The following is a 17,866-nucleotide window of genomic DNA, read 5'->3' on the forward strand; positions in this document are numbered from 1 at the left end:
ATGCAATGTCCGATAACTAAAAGTTATTTAACCGATGGATTGTACGTGCCAAATGAAAAAGCTGCAAACAGGAAAAGCAGCAACGGCGGTGAAGCCAGATTTCCAGCAAATTATATAGACAAGACTTGTTGGTTACACCCCAACCAACCCCGCCATCTCATTCAAAAACACCAGCGCCTGGTCAATACTATGCACACCTTCAACACTTAACCTTAGTGTGTTTTTAACTTCTTTTAAATTAGTACGCCTTGGGTTGGCCTGTACAAAAGCCAGCACATTGTGGAATGCTTCGGTTTCAAAGTAGGATGATTGCTGATTGGTGATAAAGTACCCGCGCAGCACATTCTTTTTTAACGAAATTTTTTCAAAACCGATAGCCTTGCCCATCCATTGCAGGCGCATGGTATTCAGCAGGTCATGTACCTGTGGCGGTATAGGCCCAAAACGGTCATGCAATTGCTGCTGAAAGGCCGATAGTTCAACTTCCCGCTCCAGTTTGGATAGCTCGGTGTATAAATTATAACGCTCGGACAAATTGGTAACATATTCATCCGGGATCAGGATCTCCTGGTCGGTATCTATCTGGGTGAAGGAAATATATGGGCGTGGCTTATCATCCGGGAATACGCCTTTAAATTCATCGTCCTTTAATTCCTGGATGGCTTCGTCCAAAATTTTATGGTACATCTCGAAGCCTATTTCGGCAATAAAGCCGCTTTGCTCTGCCCCTAAAAGATTTCCGCTGCCGCGGATGTCCAAATCGCGCATGGCTACGTTAAAACCGCTGCCCAGGTCGCTAAACTCCTCAATGGCGCTAAGGCGCTTGCGGGCCTCGCTGGTGAGGGTTGACAGTGGCGGGCTTAGCAGGTAGCAATAAGCTTTTTTGTTGCTCCTGCCTACGCGGCCGCGCATCTGGTGCAAATCGCTCAGGCCAAACATATGGGCGTAGTTGATGATAATAGTATTGGCGTTCGGGATATCCAGGCCGGCCTCAATAATGGTAGTAGCCACTAACACATCGTACTCGTGGTTCACAAATTTCAGCATCACATCCTCAAGCGCATCGCCCTCCAACTGGCCGTGGGCAATACCTATCCGGGCTTTAGGTACCAGTTTGTGAATCATGCCACCTAATTGCGGCAAATCGGCAACGCGATTATGGATAAAGAAAACCTGGCCGTCGCGCTCAATTTCAAACTCAACAGCTTCTTTTATCAGTTTATCGTTAAATACATGCAACTCGGTAACTACCGGCTGCCTGTTGGGTGGTGGTGTTGATATAATGGATAAATCCCTTGCGCCCATTAGCGAAAAATGCAGGGTGCGTGGTATCGGTGTAGCCGTAAGCGTAAGTGTATCTACATTGGCTCGCATTTGCTTCAGCTTCTCTTTGGTGCTTACACCAAACTTTTGCTCCTCGTCAATAATCATCAGCCCCAGGTCTTTAAACTTTACATCCTTGCTTACCAGGCGGTGGGTACCTATAATGATATCTACCTTGCCGTCCTTGAGCTTCTCTAAAGTATCTTTAATCTGCTTGCTGGTTTTAAACCTGTTAATGTAATCTATATTGGCCGGGAATCCTTTTAGCCTATCGGTAAATGTTTTGTAGTGCTGGGCCGCTAAAATGGTGGTAGGTACCAATATGGCCACCTGCTTGCTATCGGCAACAGCTTTAAAGGCAGCACGAACGGCTACTTCAGTTTTGCCAAAGCCCACATCGCCACAAATCAGCCTGTCCATAGGATGCGGCGATTCCATATCTTTTTTAAAGTCGGCGGTGGCTTTTTCCTGGTCGGGAGTATCCTCGTACAAAAAGGAGGCTTCCAGTTCGGTTTGCAGGTAGCTATCGGGCGAAAAGGCATTGCCATGTTGGGCTTTGCGCAGGGCGTAAAGCTTAATCAGGTCGCGGGCTATATCTTTAACTTTTTTTTTTGTTGTTTTCTTCAGGCGCTCCCAGGTATCGGTTCCCAGCTTGTTCATGCGTGGAACGGTGCCTTCCTTCCCACTGTATTTGCTAATTCGGTTTAGCGAATTGATGTTTACATATAATAGATCGTTATCGGCATAAATCAGGCGGATCATTTCCTGTTGCTTGCCGTTTACCTCCACTTTTTCCAGCCCGGCATATTTGCCTATGCCGTGATCAATATGGGTAACGTAATCGCCTGGCTTCAGGTCGCGCAGTTCCTTTAGGGTGATGGCCTGCGAGCGCTGATAGCCTTTTTTGAGCTTGTATTTATAATAACGATCAAAAATCTGGTGATCTGTGTAGCATGCCAGCTTTTGCTCGTGGTCAACAAAACCTTCGCGGATTGAGATACTTATTGGGGTAAATTTTACCGTTTTATCCAAATCATCCAGTATGGCATATAAACGCTCAACCTGGCGCGATGAATCGGTGAGGATAAAATTTTCAATCTTTTCCGCTTCGTTATTTTTAAAGTTATGGATCAGCAGCGTAAAATCTTTATTGAATGACGGCTGCGGGCGCATGTCAAAATTGATTGATGCGCTTGGCTGATAAAAAAACTGTTTCCCAAACTCCACAACCGGGAAATCAAACAGCTGGTCGGCAATCAGTTTCTCGTCGGTGAAGCCAAATTTAGGATCAATCCAATCCGGGTTTTGGTTTTTTTCGTCTGCAGATAATGCTTTCCACAAATTGGTAGCCTTTTTAAAGCCACTTTGAATGATATCCAATGTAAACTGTACATCCTTAATCCAAACCTGGGTGCCCGGCTCTACATATTCCAACAGCGAGATATTGCTCTCGGTTAAAAATTTAGATTGTACATTGGGCACAATGGTAATAGTTTTTACCTGCTCTACAGACAGCTGGCTTTCAATCTCGAACGTGCGGATAGATTCAATAAAATCGCCAAAAAACTCCACCCGGTAAGGCAGGTTGTGCGAGAATGAAAAGATATCTACAATGCCGCCACGCACAGAAAACTGCCCCGGCTCGTACACAAATTCAACGCGCTCAAAATCGTACTCAATTAAAAACTCGTTGATGAACTCGATACTGAGTTTATTGCTTACTGCAATTTCAAGGGTGTTTTTTTCGAGGGATGCCCGGTCAATCACCTTTTCGGCCAGGGCCTCGGGGTAGGTAACTATCAGCTGGCCAAATTCCGAAGCATGGTTAAGTTCGTTGAGTACTTCGGCACGTGCCAGTACATTGCTGCTGTCGGGCTGGGTAAATTCAAATGGTTTGCGGTATGATGAGGGGAAAAGCAATACTTCTTTCCCTGTAAGGTTTTCCAGGTCGGCCTGAAAATACCCGGCTTCCTCGCGCTCGGGCAACACAAACACCATGTGCTTGTGCTGCAAAAAATATAATGCTACCGCCATGGCCGCATCACTCGATCCGACTAAACCACGCAGCTGTACCCTTGGATTTTTTGACGCATTAAGCGCAAGCGCTAATGCTTTAATCCGGTCATCAGCTTTATACCTATCTAATATATCACGGATGTTCAAACTGCTGCAAATGTAAGCAAAAAAGCCTTTTTAAATAAACAGCTATAAATAGTATAAAACAATGCAAACAATATGATGGCTTATTTACTTTTTAATGATAAATTAGGGTATTATTTCTCCCGTAGCTCAACCTAAATTTTTTAAACCAAAATTTATATATCATGAAGAATGCAATTATTTGGGGCGTTATTATTGGCATATTAAGCGGAATCTGGATGTATGTTATGCACGCCTCGGGAATTACACCAACCGGCGACAAAGTAGCCACGCTTGAATACTTTTCGTTTATTATCCCGGCCATTGGCTTATTAATTGGCATTTATAGTTATCGCCAAAATGATTGTAACGGCCAGATGGGATTTTTTGAAGCGCTGATACAAAGCTTTAAAATATTGATTGCCGGCGGTATTGTAACCGTTTTTGCCACGATTTTATATGTTAGCTACAGTGGTGTATCCATGAATGATATCCTTAAGGAATCATCCGGCCGCATCTTTGGTGCTTTGTTAGTTGGCGTTTTATTGGCGTTTGCGGTATCTTTACTGTTTACCAATAAATCAAACAAGGTTGATTAAACGGCTTTTTCGCAACTATTTTGAACTCATTTTCTGGATTACCGCAATGCTGTGCCTGGCGTTTACCTCGCCACAGGCCACATCGCACTTTACATTGTGCCCTTTAAAATTGATGGGGATAACCTGGTGCCCCGGCTGCGGTTTGGGGCATTCCATTATCTACCTGTTTCACGGGCAAATTTCCAATTCATTTCATGCGCATTGGCTGGGCATACCGGCCGTGCTGGTGATATTTCATAGGATATATGTTTTGGCAAGGCCTCACCCAACCCTCCCCAAAGGAGAGGGCTTTTGACTTGCAAAGGAAACCAATCTGCTTTTTAAAGTCCTCTCCTTTGGAGAGGATTTAGGTGAGGCTCTTTTTCACCGCTAAAACCTACGGTTTCACCGACTTGTTAGCCCTGCTAACCTATATCCCGTAGGTGTTTTTTATGTACTGATGTACCTTTATATCATCAAAACAAACACAAACTTTAATCATTACTAAAATGAGCACTTACCCAAATTCATATATGATGTTCGACGGAATGACTCCTGAAGAATTTTCTTTTGTACAACAGGCCACCGCCGCTTTAACCGAAAACCAGCAACGTTATTTTATGGGTGTTTACGCCAGCAAACGCCGCAACCCCCAGGATATTTTGTTAGCTACACTTGCGGGTTTCCTTGGTGTATCAGGTATTCAACGTTTTATGACCGACCAGATTGGAATGGGCATTGTATACTTTTTTACCGCAGGCTTTTGTTTTATCGGTACCATCGTCGACCTGATTAATTATAAAGGCATTGCCAACGAATACAATCAAAAAATGGCCTTCGAGAGCTTCAATATCGCTAAAATGACCAACTAAGTTTCCCGGTTACGGGCAAAGTTTCAACATATATATATCAAAAAAATCCACCTTCTGTTACGGGGTGGATTTTTTCGTAAGCTGAAAGCGCAAAGCCGAAGGCCTAAAGCCGGAGCGCCCAGGCGGAATTTGCTTATTTTTTTTCTGCCTTTCGCTTCTGCCTTCGGCTTTGCGCTTTTAGCCTTCGGCTTTCAGCTCTCCTCCCCCAAATACTTGTTGTCAATTTTTTTATCGGCTTTTGCGCCCAGCTTTTTGATTTTTTCGGCTGTGGTGGTCAGGTTTCCGCGGCCGTCTGATAGTTTATTTACCGCGCTGTTATAGGCATTTTGGGTATAGGTAATGTTTTTGCCAATGTTATCCATATCGCCTAAAAAGCCCACAAATTTATCGTACATATCGCCGCTAAGGCGGGCTATCTCCAATACGTTACGGTTTTGGCGCTCCTGTTTCCACATGCTGGCAATAGTGCGCAGGGTAGCCAGCAGGGTAGATGGGCTTACTATCACCACTTTTTTATCCCAGGCATAGTTAAACAGCTCGCCATCCAGCTGCACAGCTATACTGAACGACGATTCTATCGGCACAAAAAGCAGTACAAAATCGGGCGAGTTTATTTTATACAGGTCGTGATATTTTTTGGCCGATAAACCACCGATATGGTTTTTAATTGATTCTACATGCGCTTTGGCAAATAGCTTACGGTCTTCTTCGGTTTCGGCGCTTATCAGCCTTTCGTAAGCTATCAGCGAAACCTTAGAGTCGATAACCAGGTGTTTTTCATCCGGCAGGTCGATAATTACATCGGGCTGATAGCGGGTGCCGTCATTGGCCTGCATGGCAGCCTGTATGCGGTACTCCTGGTCTTTCACCAGGCCCGACCTCTCCAGCACCCGCTCCAGAATCACTTCGCCCCAGTTGCCCTGCTTTTTGTTGTCGCCTTTAAGCGCCCTGGTTAAATTCTGCGCCTCGTCACTTATCTGTTTGTTCAGGTCCATTAGTTGAGTTATTACGCCTTTCAGGGTATTGCGCTCGGCGGCTTCCATATTGTAAACTTTCTCTACCTTATCTTCAAAAGCTTTCAGGTTTTCTTTAAGCGGATTCAAAATCTGGTCGAGATTGTTGCGGTTTACATCAATAAACTCTTTTGATTTTTCTTTCAGCAGTTTTTCGGCCACATTTTCAAACTCCCGCTGGAACTGCGTGCGGATTTGTTCTATCTCCACTTTTTGCTCCTGCATTTTTTCCTGCTGCGAGGTATAGTACGCGCGGGCGTTCTCCAACGATTTATTGGCAGCGGCTAACTGGGTACGTTCGTATAGTAACTCGTCCAGCAGCCGGTTTTTCTCGTCCTTTAAAAATTGGGTAATGTTTTCTTTTTCGCCCGCCAGGCCGCTGGCTTTTTCTTCGGCTTTGGCCAAAGCAATTTTAAGCTGGTCGCTCTCTGAGCGCAGCCGGTTCAAATCGTCTGCCGAGATCAACTCAATGGCTTTGGGTTTTTTAATAAACAGCAAAACGGCTATCAGCAGTATAACAACCGAGGCAATAATCAGTATCTCTGAATTCATTTTGATAAAAATATTAGCAAATTTAGGTTAATATTTTTAGTAATGCCATAGATAATAGCGATCTGCTTGAACCGGACGGACTTCGGCCAACAAAGTGTGGGAAGTTCATCTTGTTACTTCCTAAAGTATTTTGAAAACGAACTTTTTGTCATCCTGAGTTGCGAATTTTTGCGAAATTTTGAAGGGGGAATGACGTTTATTGCATGGTGGCGAGCCGACTGTACAATGTGTTTATTTCCCCTTCGACGCCGATAGATAATAACGCCATAGATAATAGCGATCTGCTTGAACCGGACGGACTTCGGCCAACAAAGTGTGGGAAGTTCATCTTGTTACTCCTAAAGTATTTTGAAAACGATCTTTTTGTAATCCTGAGTTGCGAATTTTTAAAAATTCTGAAGGGGGATGACGTTTATTGCATGGTGGCGAGCCGACTGTACAATGTGTTTATTTCCCCTTCGACGCCGATAGATAATAATGCCATAACAACATGCTTGCCACGGTTTTATATGGCGCCCATCGTTCGGCCACGGCAAGCACTTCTTCCCTGGTCGCATCTTTTGGCAGTTTTTTTACCCGCTTTAAGGCATTCACCGCGGCAAGGTCGCCAATGGGGAATACATTGGCGTGCTGCAGCACAAACATCAGGTATACATCGGCTGTCCAGTTACCGATGCCTTTCAGGGCGGTTAGTTTAGCGCGGATAACGTCGTCAGGTAATTGTTCAAGGGCTACTAAATCCATCTGGCCACTGATGATAGCTTCGGCCAGGTATTTGGTATAGCTGGTTTTTTGCCGGCTAAAGTAACATGCTTTAAATTCCTCGTCGGTAAGTAATAGCACCCTCGCCGGGGTAATCTTCTGTACCCGCTCTCGCATTTTGTTTAATGCGGATAGCGCCGAGGCCAGCGAAACCTGTTGCTCCAGGATAATATGCACCAGGGTTTCGAACGTGTTGGGCCGCGACCAAAGCGGCGGATAGCCGTATGCGCTAATGACATCAGCCAGATCAGGATCGGCTAAAGCAAGCTCATCACAAATTTGGTGATAGTTGGTATGGTTAATCCGGTCGAACATGGGTTTATTCGGCTTGCTTTACAATGATCTTATCCAGGTTATGTAAATACCTCCGGCCGGTTTTAAAATCGGCAGCCGAGCTCATTTGCAGGCTTTCGGGCATCTTATCGGCTTTTATACCATTCTTTTCTGTAAGTATAAAAACATGATTGCCTACTTCGGTATTGTATAGCTCGTTCCATGAGTAAACCACTTTGTAGCCATCGATACCCTGGCAAACAAAATAAAAAGTACTCAGCAGCTTGGGGCCGGTGGTTTTAAATGCAGTGTGGCTTAAAATATCTTTCAGTAAAACGCCTTTCAGCTGTTCGTCCTTGTGTTTAAATTCACCTAAGTGATTGGTCACATTCATTTCGCCAATATCCTGCACTTTGTATTGCATAATGGAATCAATAGTGATAACTGATTCTTTTACAACCAGCCCGGTAATGCTAAACTTTTGCGTTTGATTAAGCTTTTCCTGGGCAAACACTGTCGTACTATATAGTAATGCAATTAGTAGTAGTAGTTTTTTCATGGTTTGGTAAATATAGGGAGCCTTATTGAAATTTAAACAAGACTCCCCGATTACACCAGGGTCAACGTGACTCGTCCTGAAATAACTATACACTAAAAGAAAGTGTATGAAAGAAGAATCGGAACAAAAAGCGAGTCAGATTCGCCTTACTAAGCGATGTCACTTTGAAAGCAGCCTACGGAATGAGATCATAAAATTGATAGAATCAGGGACTCCGCGGAGCGTGATAGCCTATCAGTATGGCATGTCGCGGGCATCTCTGAGTAAATGGATGCGCGACCGCGGCTCGAAAGAGTACCAGGAAAAACAGCGGGGATATCATTTAAGCGACATAGAAAAAAGATCCGTCGTCCGCCAGGTTGAGCAAGGCATTCTGAAACCTTATGCAGCGAGGAAGTCATACGGACTAAGTGGAGAAACGTTAAATAAATGGCTTAAGGCCTCGTTGAAAGAAAATGCCGAACTTGCGGTTCATGAAAAGTTTGAGATGAAGGATAAAGCTGAAGGGCAGTCTGGTGTGCCGGACCCGGAAACGGAAGCTTTAAAAAAGGCTTTGGAATATGCACAGCTAAAGATCAGTGCCTTAAATACCCTTATTGATGTAGCAGAGGATCAGTTTAAGATCAAGATCAGAAAAAAAGCTGGGGCCAGGCAGTCATGATAATGAAGCAGGATTACGCGCATTTAAGCTGGGCGTTTCTATGCGGACTGTTTGGCAAAACCCGCCATGCGCACTATGATCACTTATGGAGAAACCAGGATGACTCTATCAAAGAGGAAATTATCCTGCAGCTTGTTCATGAAATAAGGAAGCCTTTACCCCGGTTAGGGACAAGAAAGATGCTTTATCTGCTTAAGCCGCAACTGGCTTCTCATCATATAGAAATCGGCAGGGACTACCTGTTTGACTTGCTTGACGCTCATAAGCTGCTGATCAGGCAGCGTAAACGAAAAGCAATCACCACCGATTCCCGGCACTGGATGCATAAGTACGCCAACCTGGTAAAGGAAATGCATATTATACGGCCGGAGGAACTTTGGGTAAGCGATATAACTTACATTCGGGTGCAAAACCAATGGGGCTACCTGTCACTGATAACAGATGCATTTTCACGTAAGATCATGGGTTATTGTTTCCGCCTGGATATGCTGGCGCTGGGGCCTATAGCGGCCTTACAGATGGCCCTGGATGTCCGCAGTTACAGCGGGCAAACCCTTACCCATCACTCTGACAGAGGGTCCCAATACTGCTCTAAGGATTATGTGGAATTGCTTGGGAACGAAACTATTTCCATCAGTATGACTGAACGGGGTGACCCGTATGAGAATGCACTGGCCGAACGAATGAATGGCATCATCAAGGGGGAGTTCGACCTGTACATCAGCCCGGTTAACTTTGAGCAGACTTATAAAAAGATCGATAGCAGTATTAAGGCATACAACGAATTGAGGCCCCATGGAAGCTGTGACTACCTGACGCCTTGCCAGGCGCATGAACAAGGTGATGTACTGAAAAAACGCTGGAAGGAATACCCGGGCAAATGGGAGAAGGAAAAGCCGCTGGCCATACCCGCCTGACAGATGAGTTATCAACAAAAAGAGGAGGTTCAGCAAAAAGAAAAAAAGAAGCAAAAAAAGAAAAACGTGTTGAAATATGGAAAACTGAAGGAGTTTCCCACATTCCAACACAACAAACAAACAACAAGTTATTTAACTTTATCTTTAAAAAAAGAACCTGTATAGTGTTTACAGGATTAACTCACAAATCTGTATAGTTATTTCAGGACGGGTCAAACGCATCTAATTGGGTTAACATAACTTAACATATTTCAGATAAAATATTTATAAATATTTGATAGTCAATATTTTATATTTAATCATGGTTAACACTAAACTGAGCGCGTAATTTAGGCGCATCCAAATATTTGTGCCTGTTTATACCAGATAAAAGGGGCCCTTCGGCATCTGGATCGGGCGTCATTTTATGCTTTTATCTTCCCGGCGCCATAAGCTCATTTTATAAGCCATTAGATACGTTTACTGTCTATCCATGACCTGCCAATCAGCGTTGCCATTACAAAGCCCGCATAATATCGCTTATTGATGCCCGCCTGGTATAATCCTTATTAAAATGTACAAAAGCAATTTTTCCCGATTGATTAATTACATAGGTAGCAGGCACCGGCAGTACATGGTCGGTATTGCCGTTACTTACATTTAAATCAAGGCCAAAGCCTTTGTATTTAGCTACGGTGGCATCATCAAGTACATAATTAACCTTATAATCTTTCATAATGGTGTACCCTTTATCCTGCACTATCGAAAATGACGCAAGTGTTTTTTGGACGGTTTTGCCAATCCCTTCCTTAGTTTCGGGAGTTACCGCAATTACGTAGGCTCCCCTTGCACTCAGCAGTTGTAAAGAATCCTGCAATTGGGCAATGTGTTTATTACAATAAGGGCACCATTCGCCACGATAAAAAAACAACACCACAGATTTATGCGCCTTTAATAAAGCTTTCAAATCAACGGCTTTGCCCGCATTATCGGTAGTGCTAAAAACGGGGGCGTCGTCCCCTTTATTAAGCCCTGTTTGCGCCCGAAGTTGTAAGCCCGCAAAAGCAAGCACTAACATTAAAATGTATTTTTTCATCATTGAATTAATTAAGAATTATAAAATAGGATTAAAAAACAAGAGGGAGCATCACCTCCCTCTAAACGATCAACAAACCAAAACCAGGTTACATTTTACCTGCTGTGTCTTTTTTCATTTTATCCATCTTCATCTTGCTTTTTTCCATTTTGGCCATTTTTTTCTTTTCCATTTTAGCCATTTTCATTTTGCCCTTGGCCATTTTGCCGGTATCGCTTACTGCGGTAACCGGTGCTTTTAAATTTGCCGGAGTTAATGATTTAGCCTGCACGTTAAGGGTTAAACATAGTGCAACTACTGTTGCTGCCAATGCGCCTGAAATAATTGTTTTCATACTTTGATTTTTAGTTTTCATGTTGTTTTATACCAACATTTCAACCTTAGTCGGGCGGCTTAATGATACCTTACAAAGTATTTCAATTTTTATTCAGTTCCTCGTCAATACGGTGTTGCAGGTCTTTTTTAAAACCCTCATCAAGATGTGCCCCTTCGTTTTTCATCGAGTCATGAAAAAGCTGCTGCACCATTTGGTTAATAACTCGGCTTTGCTTGTTATACAATGTACAAACCGAGCATCCCGCCAGGTGGATGCGCAGCTCGATAAATTCGCGGAAGCTTAATTTTTTGTATTGTTTTTTTTCAATCAAAAATGTAGCCTGCCTGCAATTGTATATAATATGTTTTAGTGGACTCATATAGCTAATTTTTTAAACCCAGTTTTTTTGAAGGCAGGCACGCAGGTTCAATTTGGCCCTGTGGATAATTACCCAAAAGTTGGCCTGTGTAACTTTAAGCTCGCTGCAAATAATATCTGTATTGGCATCATCAATATGTTTCATGGTAAAAACAGCCATCCAAAGAGAGGGGAGTTTTTGCATGCACTTTTGTAATATGCTGTTAAACTCCTTGCCTGCCAATGGGTCATGGTCTTCAATACCAAAAGGCTTTGGCTGGTAGGCCTTATTCCAATGCCCGTTGTCTTCGTCAAAAAAATCCTGCTGTTCCTCTTCGGCCTGTTTAACATCGGTGTTTTTTAAGCCCGATGATTTTTTCCGGTAAACATCAATGATTTTGTTTTTAAGGATAGCTGTTAGCCAGGTACGTTCGGAGCTTTTGCCTTCAAACTTATCGGCCCTTTGTAAAGCGGCCAAAAAAGTTTCCTGCACCAGGTCTTTAGCCAGTTCTTCGTCGTTCAATCGCGACAGCGTATAGCCATACAGATAATCGGCATGGGTTTCAACCCAAAGCCTGGGGTTTAAAAGTTGGTTATCAGCAGCCATTAAATAAGTATTTTCATAAAACCTTTATTCTATTAGTCGTTTATGCCGTCCAATCCTTACAATAAAATATTGCTTTTTTTACTTGCCCGAAACCGGTTTATAATTGCTTAAATTTACATATATCCTGTTGATTATATTTCAATTACGCATTTATTTGCCTGCAATAGGGCCTGCCAAATAAAAAATAATTTTTTGTAAGGATATCCAAAACAAGCCGACTAAGCCATAAAAACGTATATCAAACTGATAAAGATTATGAAACGATTTAAAATATTGGCTATCGCTGCCGGCCTTACAGTAACGGTTTTGGCAACGTTGGCATTTACTATCTCCGATAGCGCAGCAAACAAAAGACATCGGGAAATTACAGGCAACGGATTTGCAGTAATTGAGCTTTTTACATCCGAGGGTTGCTCCAGCTGCCCGCCGGCCGATGAGCTGGTGGCGCGGATACAGAAGGAAGACGCTGATAAGCCGGTTTACATTTTGGCTTTCCACGTTGACTATTGGAACCGCCTGGGCTGGAAAGATCCTTTTAGCAGTGCCGATTACTCGAAACGCCAAAACCAATATGCTAACTGGCTAAACCTGCAATCGGTTTATACGCCACAGGTAGTGGTTAACGGGCATAAGGAATTTGTAGGATCGGAAGAAGGTACTTTGCGTAATGCTATTAGCGCCGGCTTACGTGCCGCCCCGGCGGGCGGCCTAACGCTTAACGCGCAAAATAACGCTGGCCATATTGCCGTGCAGTACAAGGCCGAAGGTGCAGGCAAGAACACCACATTACTATTGGCCCTGGTGCAAAAAAACGGGCAAACCAAAGTGCAGCGTGGCGAAAACGGCGGCCGCACATTATCGCACGTGCAAATAGTACGTAACCTACAAAGCGTACCATTAAACACAGCTGGCGCCGGCACAGCAAATATTGCTTTGCCAAATGGTTTTAGCGCTGCCGGCTATGAGGTTATTGGCTTTGTACAAAACACCGGCAACGGTGCTATATTGGCTGCGGCAAAATCGGGCTTTGATATGGGTGCGAGTAAATAATTAAAAAGAAAGCTTTGTTGTTCACAAACGGGTTGTGGATTACAAACAAGGAATTTCAGAAAGTTTTTTTTATTCCCTCCCAATGGGAGTGGTGCGGCTGACAATGAGCGCAAAGGCAGGGAGGGGTTATACGAGCGACAAGCAGAATGGTGCTGAACGCCTGATTTAACCCCTGCCTCCTCCTTCCCCAAGGAAGGAATCGCACAAGCCGACACTCATTTGAACATTCAACACTTTAATTTTCCAAAGTCAAACATAATACTCAATGAAAACAATAAAAGAAAAACACCCGCTGGTCATGCGCTGGACGCACTGGGTAAATTTTCCCATCCTCACCATTATGATATGGAGCGGGATGCTTATTTACTGGGCCAATGATGAGTACAGCATCACCCTGTTTGGGCATACTTTTTTCAGCTTTTTTCCGCAGGGGTTTTACCATGCCTTTAATATAACCCACCGGTTATCTGAGGGGATGGCCTTCCATTTCCTGTTTATGTGGGCTTTTGCGCTTAACGGCCTGGTTTACGTACTGTACACCATCATATCGGGCGAGTGGCGCGAACTGGTGCCGCAAAAAAAATCATTTAAAGAAGCCTGGCTGGTGCTGCTGCATGATCTGCACATCCGCAAAATGGCGCCGCCTCAAAACAAATATAATGCCGCGCAGCGCATTGCGTACACTGCAATTATTGTAATGGGTTTTGGCTCGCTGATAACAGGGCTGGCTATTTACAAACCGGTGCAGTTTTATTATTTAACCTGGCTTTGCGGCGGCTATCATTTTGCCCGCATACTTCACTTTGCCCTAACTATTGGCTATGTATTTTTCTTCCTGATCCATATAATACAGGTGATACTTGCCGGCTGGAATAATTTCCGCTCGGTAATATCCGGCTTTGAAGTTATCACCGTGAAAGATCCTGAACCAATTACCGAAACCCCAACCCCACAAACCGATGAAAACCCCGTTCAATAAAAAAAATAAAGGCCCTAAAAAACCCCTTACGGTTGAGCAAAAAATAAGCCGCCGTAATTTTATATCATTTGGCACCTTTTTTATAGCAGCCGGAGCAGCGTATGGTGGGTGGAAATGGCTATATAATTCGCCCGAAGAAACGGCAACCGTAACCGCGGGGGCGCGGGCCCCTTTACGTAGGGCTTTAAACAAAACCGAGCTTGCCTTCCGCAGGGTATTCAGCAATAATAACCTGGTAAAAACTTACCCCAAAGAAATGGCCGCCAAAAACGTACGCCATAATGAAGATATTGGCAGCGAAGGCAAAATAGATATAGCCGCCTGGCGGTTGCAGGTAAAAAAACACTCGGGCGAGGTGCTGAACATCTCTATTGACGATATTAAAGCCCTGCCAAAAACCGATATTGTTTATGATTTTAAATGCGTTGAGGGCTGGGACCAGATATCGCATTGGGGTGGCGTAAAATTCAGTGATTTTATCAGTCACTTTAAATTAGACGACCAGGCAAAACTACAATATGTAGGCCTGGCAACGCCCGATAAAGGATATTACGTGGGTATTGATATGCCGAGCGCCATGCACCCGCAAACCCTGCTGGCTTACGAGGTAAATGAACAGCCGCTGCCGCCAAAACACGGCGCGCCCTTAAGGCTCATCATCCCGGTTAAATATGGCATCAAAAACCTGAAACGCATAGGCACCATGACTTTTAGCGATAGCCGCCCGCCCGATTACTGGGCCGAGCAAGGCTACGATTATTATTCGGGACTGTAAGGAGGTTGAAGGTGAAAGGGTAAAGGTGAAAGGGTAAAGGTGAAAGGGTAAAGGCGAAAGTGTCTTGTCCTGAAATAGGTTGACAGTATAGTTAACTTAAATAATCAGGAAAAATGACAAAAAGTAAGCGAAAAGTAATTCGGTACAGTATTAGCTTTAAACAAAAAGTAGTCAATGAGATTGAACAGGAGGGTCTGCAGATCTCAGAAGCAAATCGTCGTTATGGCATAGGTGGGGCAGAGACGATAAACAAATGGCTTAAAGAATTAGGGAAACAACATTTATTAAATACGGTAATTAGAGTGGAAACGAAAGATGAGAAAGACCGGCTGTTGGAGTTAGAGAAAGAGGTCAAGAAGTTAAAATTAGCTTTGGCAGATGCCTATTTGTCAAGAGATTGCGCAGAGGAAGTGATCAGGCAGGCAGGTAAACTATACGGGACAGATTTAAAAAAAAAGTTTGGCACAGCAGCATCGGATTCCTCCGGAAGCGATACGCGCTAAGTGAGCTATGTAGCTATTTCGAAGTAAGCAGGAGTGGTTATTATAAAGCCGTAGAGTCAGCGGATAAGAAACTGTTAAATGAGCAGTTGGTATTGTCGCTTATACATGATGTACGTAGGCGTCACCCGCGTATAGGAGGCAAGAAGTTGTACTCCGTTTTAAAGGGTGATCTGAAGCAAGCGGGAATAAAGCTTGGCCGGGATAAGTTCTTTGAGTTGTTGGCGCGGAACGGTTTATTGGTAAAGAGGCGTCGTAAATATATCTCAACGACAGATTCTTACCATCGTTTTAGGGTATACAGGAACTTGTTGAAAGATAAACTGCTGCATAAGGCGCACCAGGGTTGGGTTTCGGATATTACCTATATCCGAACAAAGGATGACTTTGTGTATCTGTTCCTGATCACAGATGCCTACTCACGGAAGATCGTGGGCTGGCATTTATCGGATAGTTTAAAGATAAAAGGAGCTATTAATGCTTTGAAAATGGCCATCAGGCAATGCCCGGATACCAAAGACCTGATTCATCATTCAGATCGCGGAATTCAGTATTGCAGTAAGGATTATGTAAAGCTGCTGAAGAAGGCCAAAATAAAGATCAGCATGACTGAGGCGAACCATTGTTATGAAAATGCTACAGCCGAGCGGATAAACGGCATTCTAAAGCAGGAATATGGCTTAGATGAAGCTTTTACATCTGAGGGCAATGCGGTAAAGGCAGTAAAAGAAGCGATATGGTCGTATAATACGGACCGGCCACACTGGTCACTGAATTTAGCAACCCCGCAGCAGGTGCATATTGCTGCTTAAGTTATTAACAAGCAACAGGAAATTTTAAAAGAAAAAAAGAAGCAAAAAAAGAAAAGGGTGTTAATAAGTCGAAAACTCTACGAGTTTCCGACTTATTAACACCTCAAGTAACAAACAATAAAGTGTCTACTTTTTTCAGGACATGACAAAGGTAAAAGGCGAAAGGTAAAAGGCGAAAGGTGAGCCTTTATTTAAGCACTACCCTCCGGTAGCTTATCTCCTTCACCCGAAGCTACCTTTTCGGCTTTCACCTTTTATCTGCCCCCTCTCTGCCGCCGAAGCTACCTTTTGCCTTTGACCTTTCGCCTTTTCCCTCCCACCCTTTGCGGCATTGAGTTAATATTTGCATATTGCATACCATGCCGGCAGCTAAACTTCCACTTTCAAAACAACTTGCATATGCCTGCGGGATGATAGGCTGGAGCGTAATGACTAATATCATTATCGTGATGCTGCCTTATTTTTACCTGCCGCCATCCAACTCGGGTTTAATTCCGCTGGTGCCGCAATTGCTGGTGTTTGGGGTGCTCAATATCATGTCAATCATCGTTGCCTCGGGCAGGTTTGTTGATGCTGTTTTTGATCCTTTCATAGGTTCGCTCAGCGACAAAAGTAAAAACCCGGGAGGCCGGCGTATCCCTTTCATGAAATGGGCTATTTTGCCCGCGATCGTGTTTTGCGCGCTTACCTTTCATCCCGTAATGCGAATGGAAAGCATGAAAAATGCGGCCTGGATCATGTTTACCCTTGTTTGCTTTTTTATGGCTGCCACCAGCTATATTATTCCGTATAACGCGCTGTTACCCGAGATGGCCGATACCGCTGCCGAAAAAGTAGAGCTTTCATCTTTTCAACAGGTGGGTTTTGTTATTGGTATCATCATATCGGCTATGGTAAATAACTTTGCCGACCTGGTGCAGCAAAGTTTCCACGTATTTGACCGCAATTCGGCAGTGCAGTATACCATCTGGGGCTTGTGTGGCTTTGCCGGCCTTATTATGCTGGTACCGGTTTTAACCATCGATGAAAAAAAATACTCCAGTAGTAAGCCTACACATTTACGCTTTTTTCCGGCTATCAAAAAAACTTTCGAGAACCGTAATTTTAAGTACTACCTCATATCCGATTTTTCGTATTACATGTCGCTCAGCATCATATCCAGTGGCTTATTATATTTTTTGACAGTACTGCTGCCCTTGCCCAAATCAATGGGTGGCATATTAATGGGGTCGATGGTGCTTCTTTCCCTGTTGTTTTACCCTGTTGTTAATTACCTGTCAAAAAAAATCGGCAAAAAAACAATTGTGCTTTTTTCATTTGGTTTGTTGAGCCTCATTTTTGTAGCGATATTTTTTTTGGGTAAATTTCCATTTGCGCCCCAGGTACAAATTTATATCCTGGTTTTAAGCGCCTCTTTTCCGCTGGCCTCATTAGGGATCCTCCCGAACGCGATACTTGCCGAGATTGCCCAAAGCGAGGCCTTGCGTACCGGCGAAAACCGTGAGGGGATGTTTTTTGCCGTTAAATACCTGTTTGTAAAATTAGGCCAAACACTGGGTATAGCCCTGTTTGCTTTTTTAACCGTATATGGTAAAGATCCGGGGCATGATTACGGCCTGCGGCTTAATGGTATTTGCGGCGCTGTGCTTTGCCTGTTGGCTATAGTGTTTTTTAGCCGGTTCAGGGAGCCGAAGGTGAGTGGGTGAATGGTTGAAATGCCCGACGTGCGCGAAGGAAAAAACAAAA

The 17,866-nt window shown here is 43.8% G+C and carries 20 protein-coding genes; 12 read left to right on the forward strand and 8 right to left on the reverse strand.

From position 1 onward, the window contains the following. Window positions 1-132: 132 nt before the first annotated feature. The gene (gene mfd, locus PQ469_RS28720; protein WP_274210731.1) at window positions 133-3,486 is read right to left on the reverse strand and encodes a transcription-repair coupling factor; all 3,354 of its coding nucleotides are present in this window, start codon (window positions 3,484-3,486) and stop codon (window positions 133-135) included. Between the two features lie 161 nt (window positions 3,487-3,647). On the opposite strand from mfd, the gene PQ469_RS28725 reads away from it, so the two are divergent. The 3 genes from PQ469_RS28725 (at window position 3,648) to PQ469_RS28735 (ending at window position 4,912) form a co-directional block, all read left to right on the forward strand. Next, window positions 3,648-4,061 (forward strand): DUF4199 domain-containing protein, encoded by a 414-nt coding sequence (locus PQ469_RS28725; RefSeq protein WP_090651488.1) that lies wholly within the window; start codon window positions 3,648-3,650, stop codon window positions 4,059-4,061. Continuing rightward, window positions 4,054-4,356 carry a DUF2752 domain-containing protein gene (locus PQ469_RS28730; RefSeq protein ID WP_274210732.1) on the forward strand — a complete coding sequence of 101 codons (303 nt, stop codon included), beginning with the start codon at window positions 4,054-4,056 and terminating at the stop codon, window positions 4,354-4,356. Before PQ469_RS28725 ends, PQ469_RS28730 begins: the two co-directional genes overlap by 8 nt. Window positions 4,357-4,549: 193 nt before the next feature. Further along, the gene (locus PQ469_RS28735; protein ID WP_274210733.1) at window positions 4,550-4,912 is read left to right on the forward strand and encodes a TM2 domain-containing protein; all 363 of its coding nucleotides are present in this window, start codon (window positions 4,550-4,552) and stop codon (window positions 4,910-4,912) included. Between the two features lie 191 nt (window positions 4,913-5,103). Here PQ469_RS28735 and PQ469_RS28740 read toward each other — a convergent pair whose 3' ends face one another. From PQ469_RS28740 to PQ469_RS28750, 3 genes are all read right to left on the reverse strand, one after another. Then, entirely contained in the window at window positions 5,104-6,477 is a 1,374-nt protein-coding gene (locus PQ469_RS28740) for a DNA recombination protein RmuC (RefSeq protein ID WP_274210734.1), read from the reverse strand. Window positions 6,478-6,924: 447 nt separating this feature from the next. Next, window positions 6,925-7,554, reverse strand: coding sequence for a DNA-3-methyladenine glycosylase family protein (locus tag PQ469_RS28745; protein ID WP_274210735.1), 630 nt, complete (start codon window positions 7,552-7,554; stop codon window positions 6,925-6,927). A gap of 4 nt (window positions 7,555-7,558) precedes the next feature. Next, entirely contained in the window at window positions 7,559-8,071 is a 513-nt protein-coding gene (locus PQ469_RS28750) for a molybdopterin-binding protein (RefSeq protein ID WP_274210736.1), read from the reverse strand. Window positions 8,072-8,177: 106 nt separating this feature from the next. On the opposite strand from PQ469_RS28750, the gene PQ469_RS28755 reads away from it, so the two are divergent. From PQ469_RS28755 to PQ469_RS28765, 3 genes are read left to right on the forward strand one after another with little or no spacing between them, the layout of a single operon-like run. Beyond that, window positions 8,178-8,732, forward strand: coding sequence for a hypothetical protein (locus PQ469_RS28755; protein ID WP_274209702.1), 555 nt, complete (start codon window positions 8,178-8,180; stop codon window positions 8,730-8,732). Window positions 8,733-8,734: 2 nt separating this feature from the next. Continuing rightward, complete coding sequence (locus PQ469_RS28760) at window positions 8,735-9,649, forward strand: IS3 family transposase (protein ID WP_274209701.1); 915 nt, start codon at window positions 8,735-8,737, stop codon at window positions 9,647-9,649. After that, window positions 9,613-9,846: a hypothetical protein gene (locus tag PQ469_RS28765; protein ID WP_274209700.1), complete on the forward strand. Its 234-nt coding sequence runs from the start codon at window positions 9,613-9,615 to the stop codon at window positions 9,844-9,846. Before PQ469_RS28760 ends, PQ469_RS28765 begins: the two co-directional genes overlap by 37 nt. A gap of 299 nt (window positions 9,847-10,145) precedes the next feature. Here PQ469_RS28765 and PQ469_RS28770 read toward each other — a convergent pair whose 3' ends face one another. From PQ469_RS28770 to PQ469_RS28785, 4 genes are all read right to left on the reverse strand, one after another. Then, on the reverse strand, window positions 10,146-10,727 hold the full coding sequence (locus tag PQ469_RS28770; protein WP_274210737.1) for a peroxiredoxin-like family protein: 582 nt from the start codon (window positions 10,725-10,727) through the stop codon (window positions 10,146-10,148). A gap of 85 nt (window positions 10,728-10,812) precedes the next feature. Next, entirely contained in the window at window positions 10,813-11,058 is a 246-nt protein-coding gene (locus tag PQ469_RS28775; RefSeq protein ID WP_143065338.1) for a hypothetical protein, read from the reverse strand. Between the two features lie 82 nt (window positions 11,059-11,140). Continuing rightward, the gene (locus tag PQ469_RS28780; protein WP_090638303.1) at window positions 11,141-11,419 is read right to left on the reverse strand and encodes a hypothetical protein; all 279 of its coding nucleotides are present in this window, start codon (window positions 11,417-11,419) and stop codon (window positions 11,141-11,143) included. A 12-nt stretch (window positions 11,420-11,431) separates the two neighbouring features. After that, window positions 11,432-12,004: a sigma-70 family RNA polymerase sigma factor gene (locus PQ469_RS28785; protein WP_274210738.1), complete on the reverse strand. Its 573-nt coding sequence runs from the start codon at window positions 12,002-12,004 to the stop codon at window positions 11,432-11,434. Window positions 12,005-12,259: 255 nt separating this feature from the next. Here PQ469_RS28785 and PQ469_RS28790 point away from each other — a divergent pair, with 255 nt between their 5' ends. The 6 genes from PQ469_RS28790 to PQ469_RS28815 all read left to right on the forward strand — a co-directional run bounded on the left by PQ469_RS28790 (window position 12,260) and on the right by PQ469_RS28815 (window position 17,826). Further along, window positions 12,260-13,054, forward strand: coding sequence for a DUF1223 domain-containing protein (locus PQ469_RS28790; RefSeq protein WP_274210739.1), 795 nt, complete (start codon window positions 12,260-12,262; stop codon window positions 13,052-13,054). Between the two features lie 265 nt (window positions 13,055-13,319). Next, window positions 13,320-14,033 carry a cytochrome b/b6 domain-containing protein gene (locus PQ469_RS28795; RefSeq protein ID WP_274210740.1) on the forward strand — a complete coding sequence of 238 codons (714 nt, stop codon included), beginning with the start codon at window positions 13,320-13,322 and terminating at the stop codon, window positions 14,031-14,033. Then, window positions 14,014-14,808, forward strand: coding sequence for a molybdopterin-dependent oxidoreductase (locus PQ469_RS28800; RefSeq protein WP_274210741.1), 795 nt, complete (start codon window positions 14,014-14,016; stop codon window positions 14,806-14,808). The genes PQ469_RS28795 and PQ469_RS28800 overlap by 20 nt, the downstream gene beginning before the upstream one ends. Window positions 14,809-14,921: 113 nt before the next feature. After that, window positions 14,922-15,311 carry a transposase gene (locus tag PQ469_RS28805; RefSeq protein WP_274209199.1) on the forward strand — a complete coding sequence of 130 codons (390 nt, stop codon included), beginning with the start codon at window positions 14,922-14,924 and terminating at the stop codon, window positions 15,309-15,311. After that, a complete protein-coding gene (locus PQ469_RS28810) occupies window positions 15,281-16,120 on the forward strand; it encodes an IS3 family transposase (protein WP_274213817.1) in 840 nt (279 codons plus the stop codon). Before PQ469_RS28805 ends, PQ469_RS28810 begins: the two co-directional genes overlap by 31 nt. Before the next feature lie 359 nt (window positions 16,121-16,479). Continuing rightward, entirely contained in the window at window positions 16,480-17,826 is a 1,347-nt protein-coding gene (locus PQ469_RS28815) for an MFS transporter (protein ID WP_274210742.1), read from the forward strand. Window positions 17,827-17,866 lie beyond the last annotated feature (40 nt).

It is taken from the genome of Mucilaginibacter sp. KACC 22773, assembly GCF_028736215.1.
Classification (GTDB): domain Bacteria; phylum Bacteroidota; class Bacteroidia; order Sphingobacteriales; family Sphingobacteriaceae; genus Mucilaginibacter.

Bases quoted from the DNA above. Each gene is read 5' to 3' on its own strand.
- PQ469_RS28775 (WP_143065338.1), bottom strand. From the start codon at position 11,058: ATGAAAACAATTATTTCAGGCGCATTGGCAGCAACAGTAGTTGCACTA.
- PQ469_RS28760 (WP_274209701.1), top strand. From the start codon at position 8,735: ATGAAGCAGGATTACGCGCATTTAAGCTGGGCGTTTCTATGCGGACTG.
- PQ469_RS28770 (WP_274210737.1), bottom strand. From the start codon at position 10,727: ATGATGAAAAAATACATTTTAATGTTAGTGCTTGCTTTTGCGGGCTTA.
- PQ469_RS28725 (WP_090651488.1), top strand. From the start codon at position 3,648: ATGAAGAATGCAATTATTTGGGGCGTTATTATTGGCATATTAAGCGGA.
- PQ469_RS28805 (WP_274209199.1), top strand. From the start codon at position 14,922: ATGACAAAAAGTAAGCGAAAAGTAATTCGGTACAGTATTAGCTTTAAA.
- PQ469_RS28790 (WP_274210739.1), top strand. From the start codon at position 12,260: ATGAAACGATTTAAAATATTGGCTATCGCTGCCGGCCTTACAGTAACG.
- PQ469_RS28800 (WP_274210741.1), top strand. From the start codon at position 14,014: ATGAAAACCCCGTTCAATAAAAAAAATAAAGGCCCTAAAAAACCCCTT.
- PQ469_RS28795 (WP_274210740.1), top strand. From the start codon at position 13,320: ATGAAAACAATAAAAGAAAAACACCCGCTGGTCATGCGCTGGACGCAC.
- PQ469_RS28765 (WP_274209700.1), top strand. From the start codon at position 9,613: ATGGGAGAAGGAAAAGCCGCTGGCCATACCCGCCTGACAGATGAGTTA.
- PQ469_RS28745 (WP_274210735.1), bottom strand. From the start codon at position 7,554: ATGTTCGACCGGATTAACCATACCAACTATCACCAAATTTGTGATGAG.
- PQ469_RS28740 (WP_274210734.1), bottom strand. From the start codon at position 6,477: ATGAATTCAGAGATACTGATTATTGCCTCGGTTGTTATACTGCTGATA.
- PQ469_RS28815 (WP_274210742.1), top strand. From the start codon at position 16,480: ATGCCGGCAGCTAAACTTCCACTTTCAAAACAACTTGCATATGCCTGC.
- PQ469_RS28780 (WP_090638303.1), bottom strand. From the start codon at position 11,419: ATGAGTCCACTAAAACATATTATATACAATTGCAGGCAGGCTACATTT.
- PQ469_RS28755 (WP_274209702.1), top strand. From the start codon at position 8,178: ATGAAAGAAGAATCGGAACAAAAAGCGAGTCAGATTCGCCTTACTAAG.
- PQ469_RS28735 (WP_274210733.1), top strand. From the start codon at position 4,550: ATGAGCACTTACCCAAATTCATATATGATGTTCGACGGAATGACTCCT.
- PQ469_RS28785 (WP_274210738.1), bottom strand. From the start codon at position 12,004: ATGGCTGCTGATAACCAACTTTTAAACCCCAGGCTTTGGGTTGAAACC.
- PQ469_RS28750 (WP_274210736.1), bottom strand. From the start codon at position 8,071: ATGAAAAAACTACTACTACTAATTGCATTACTATATAGTACGACAGTG.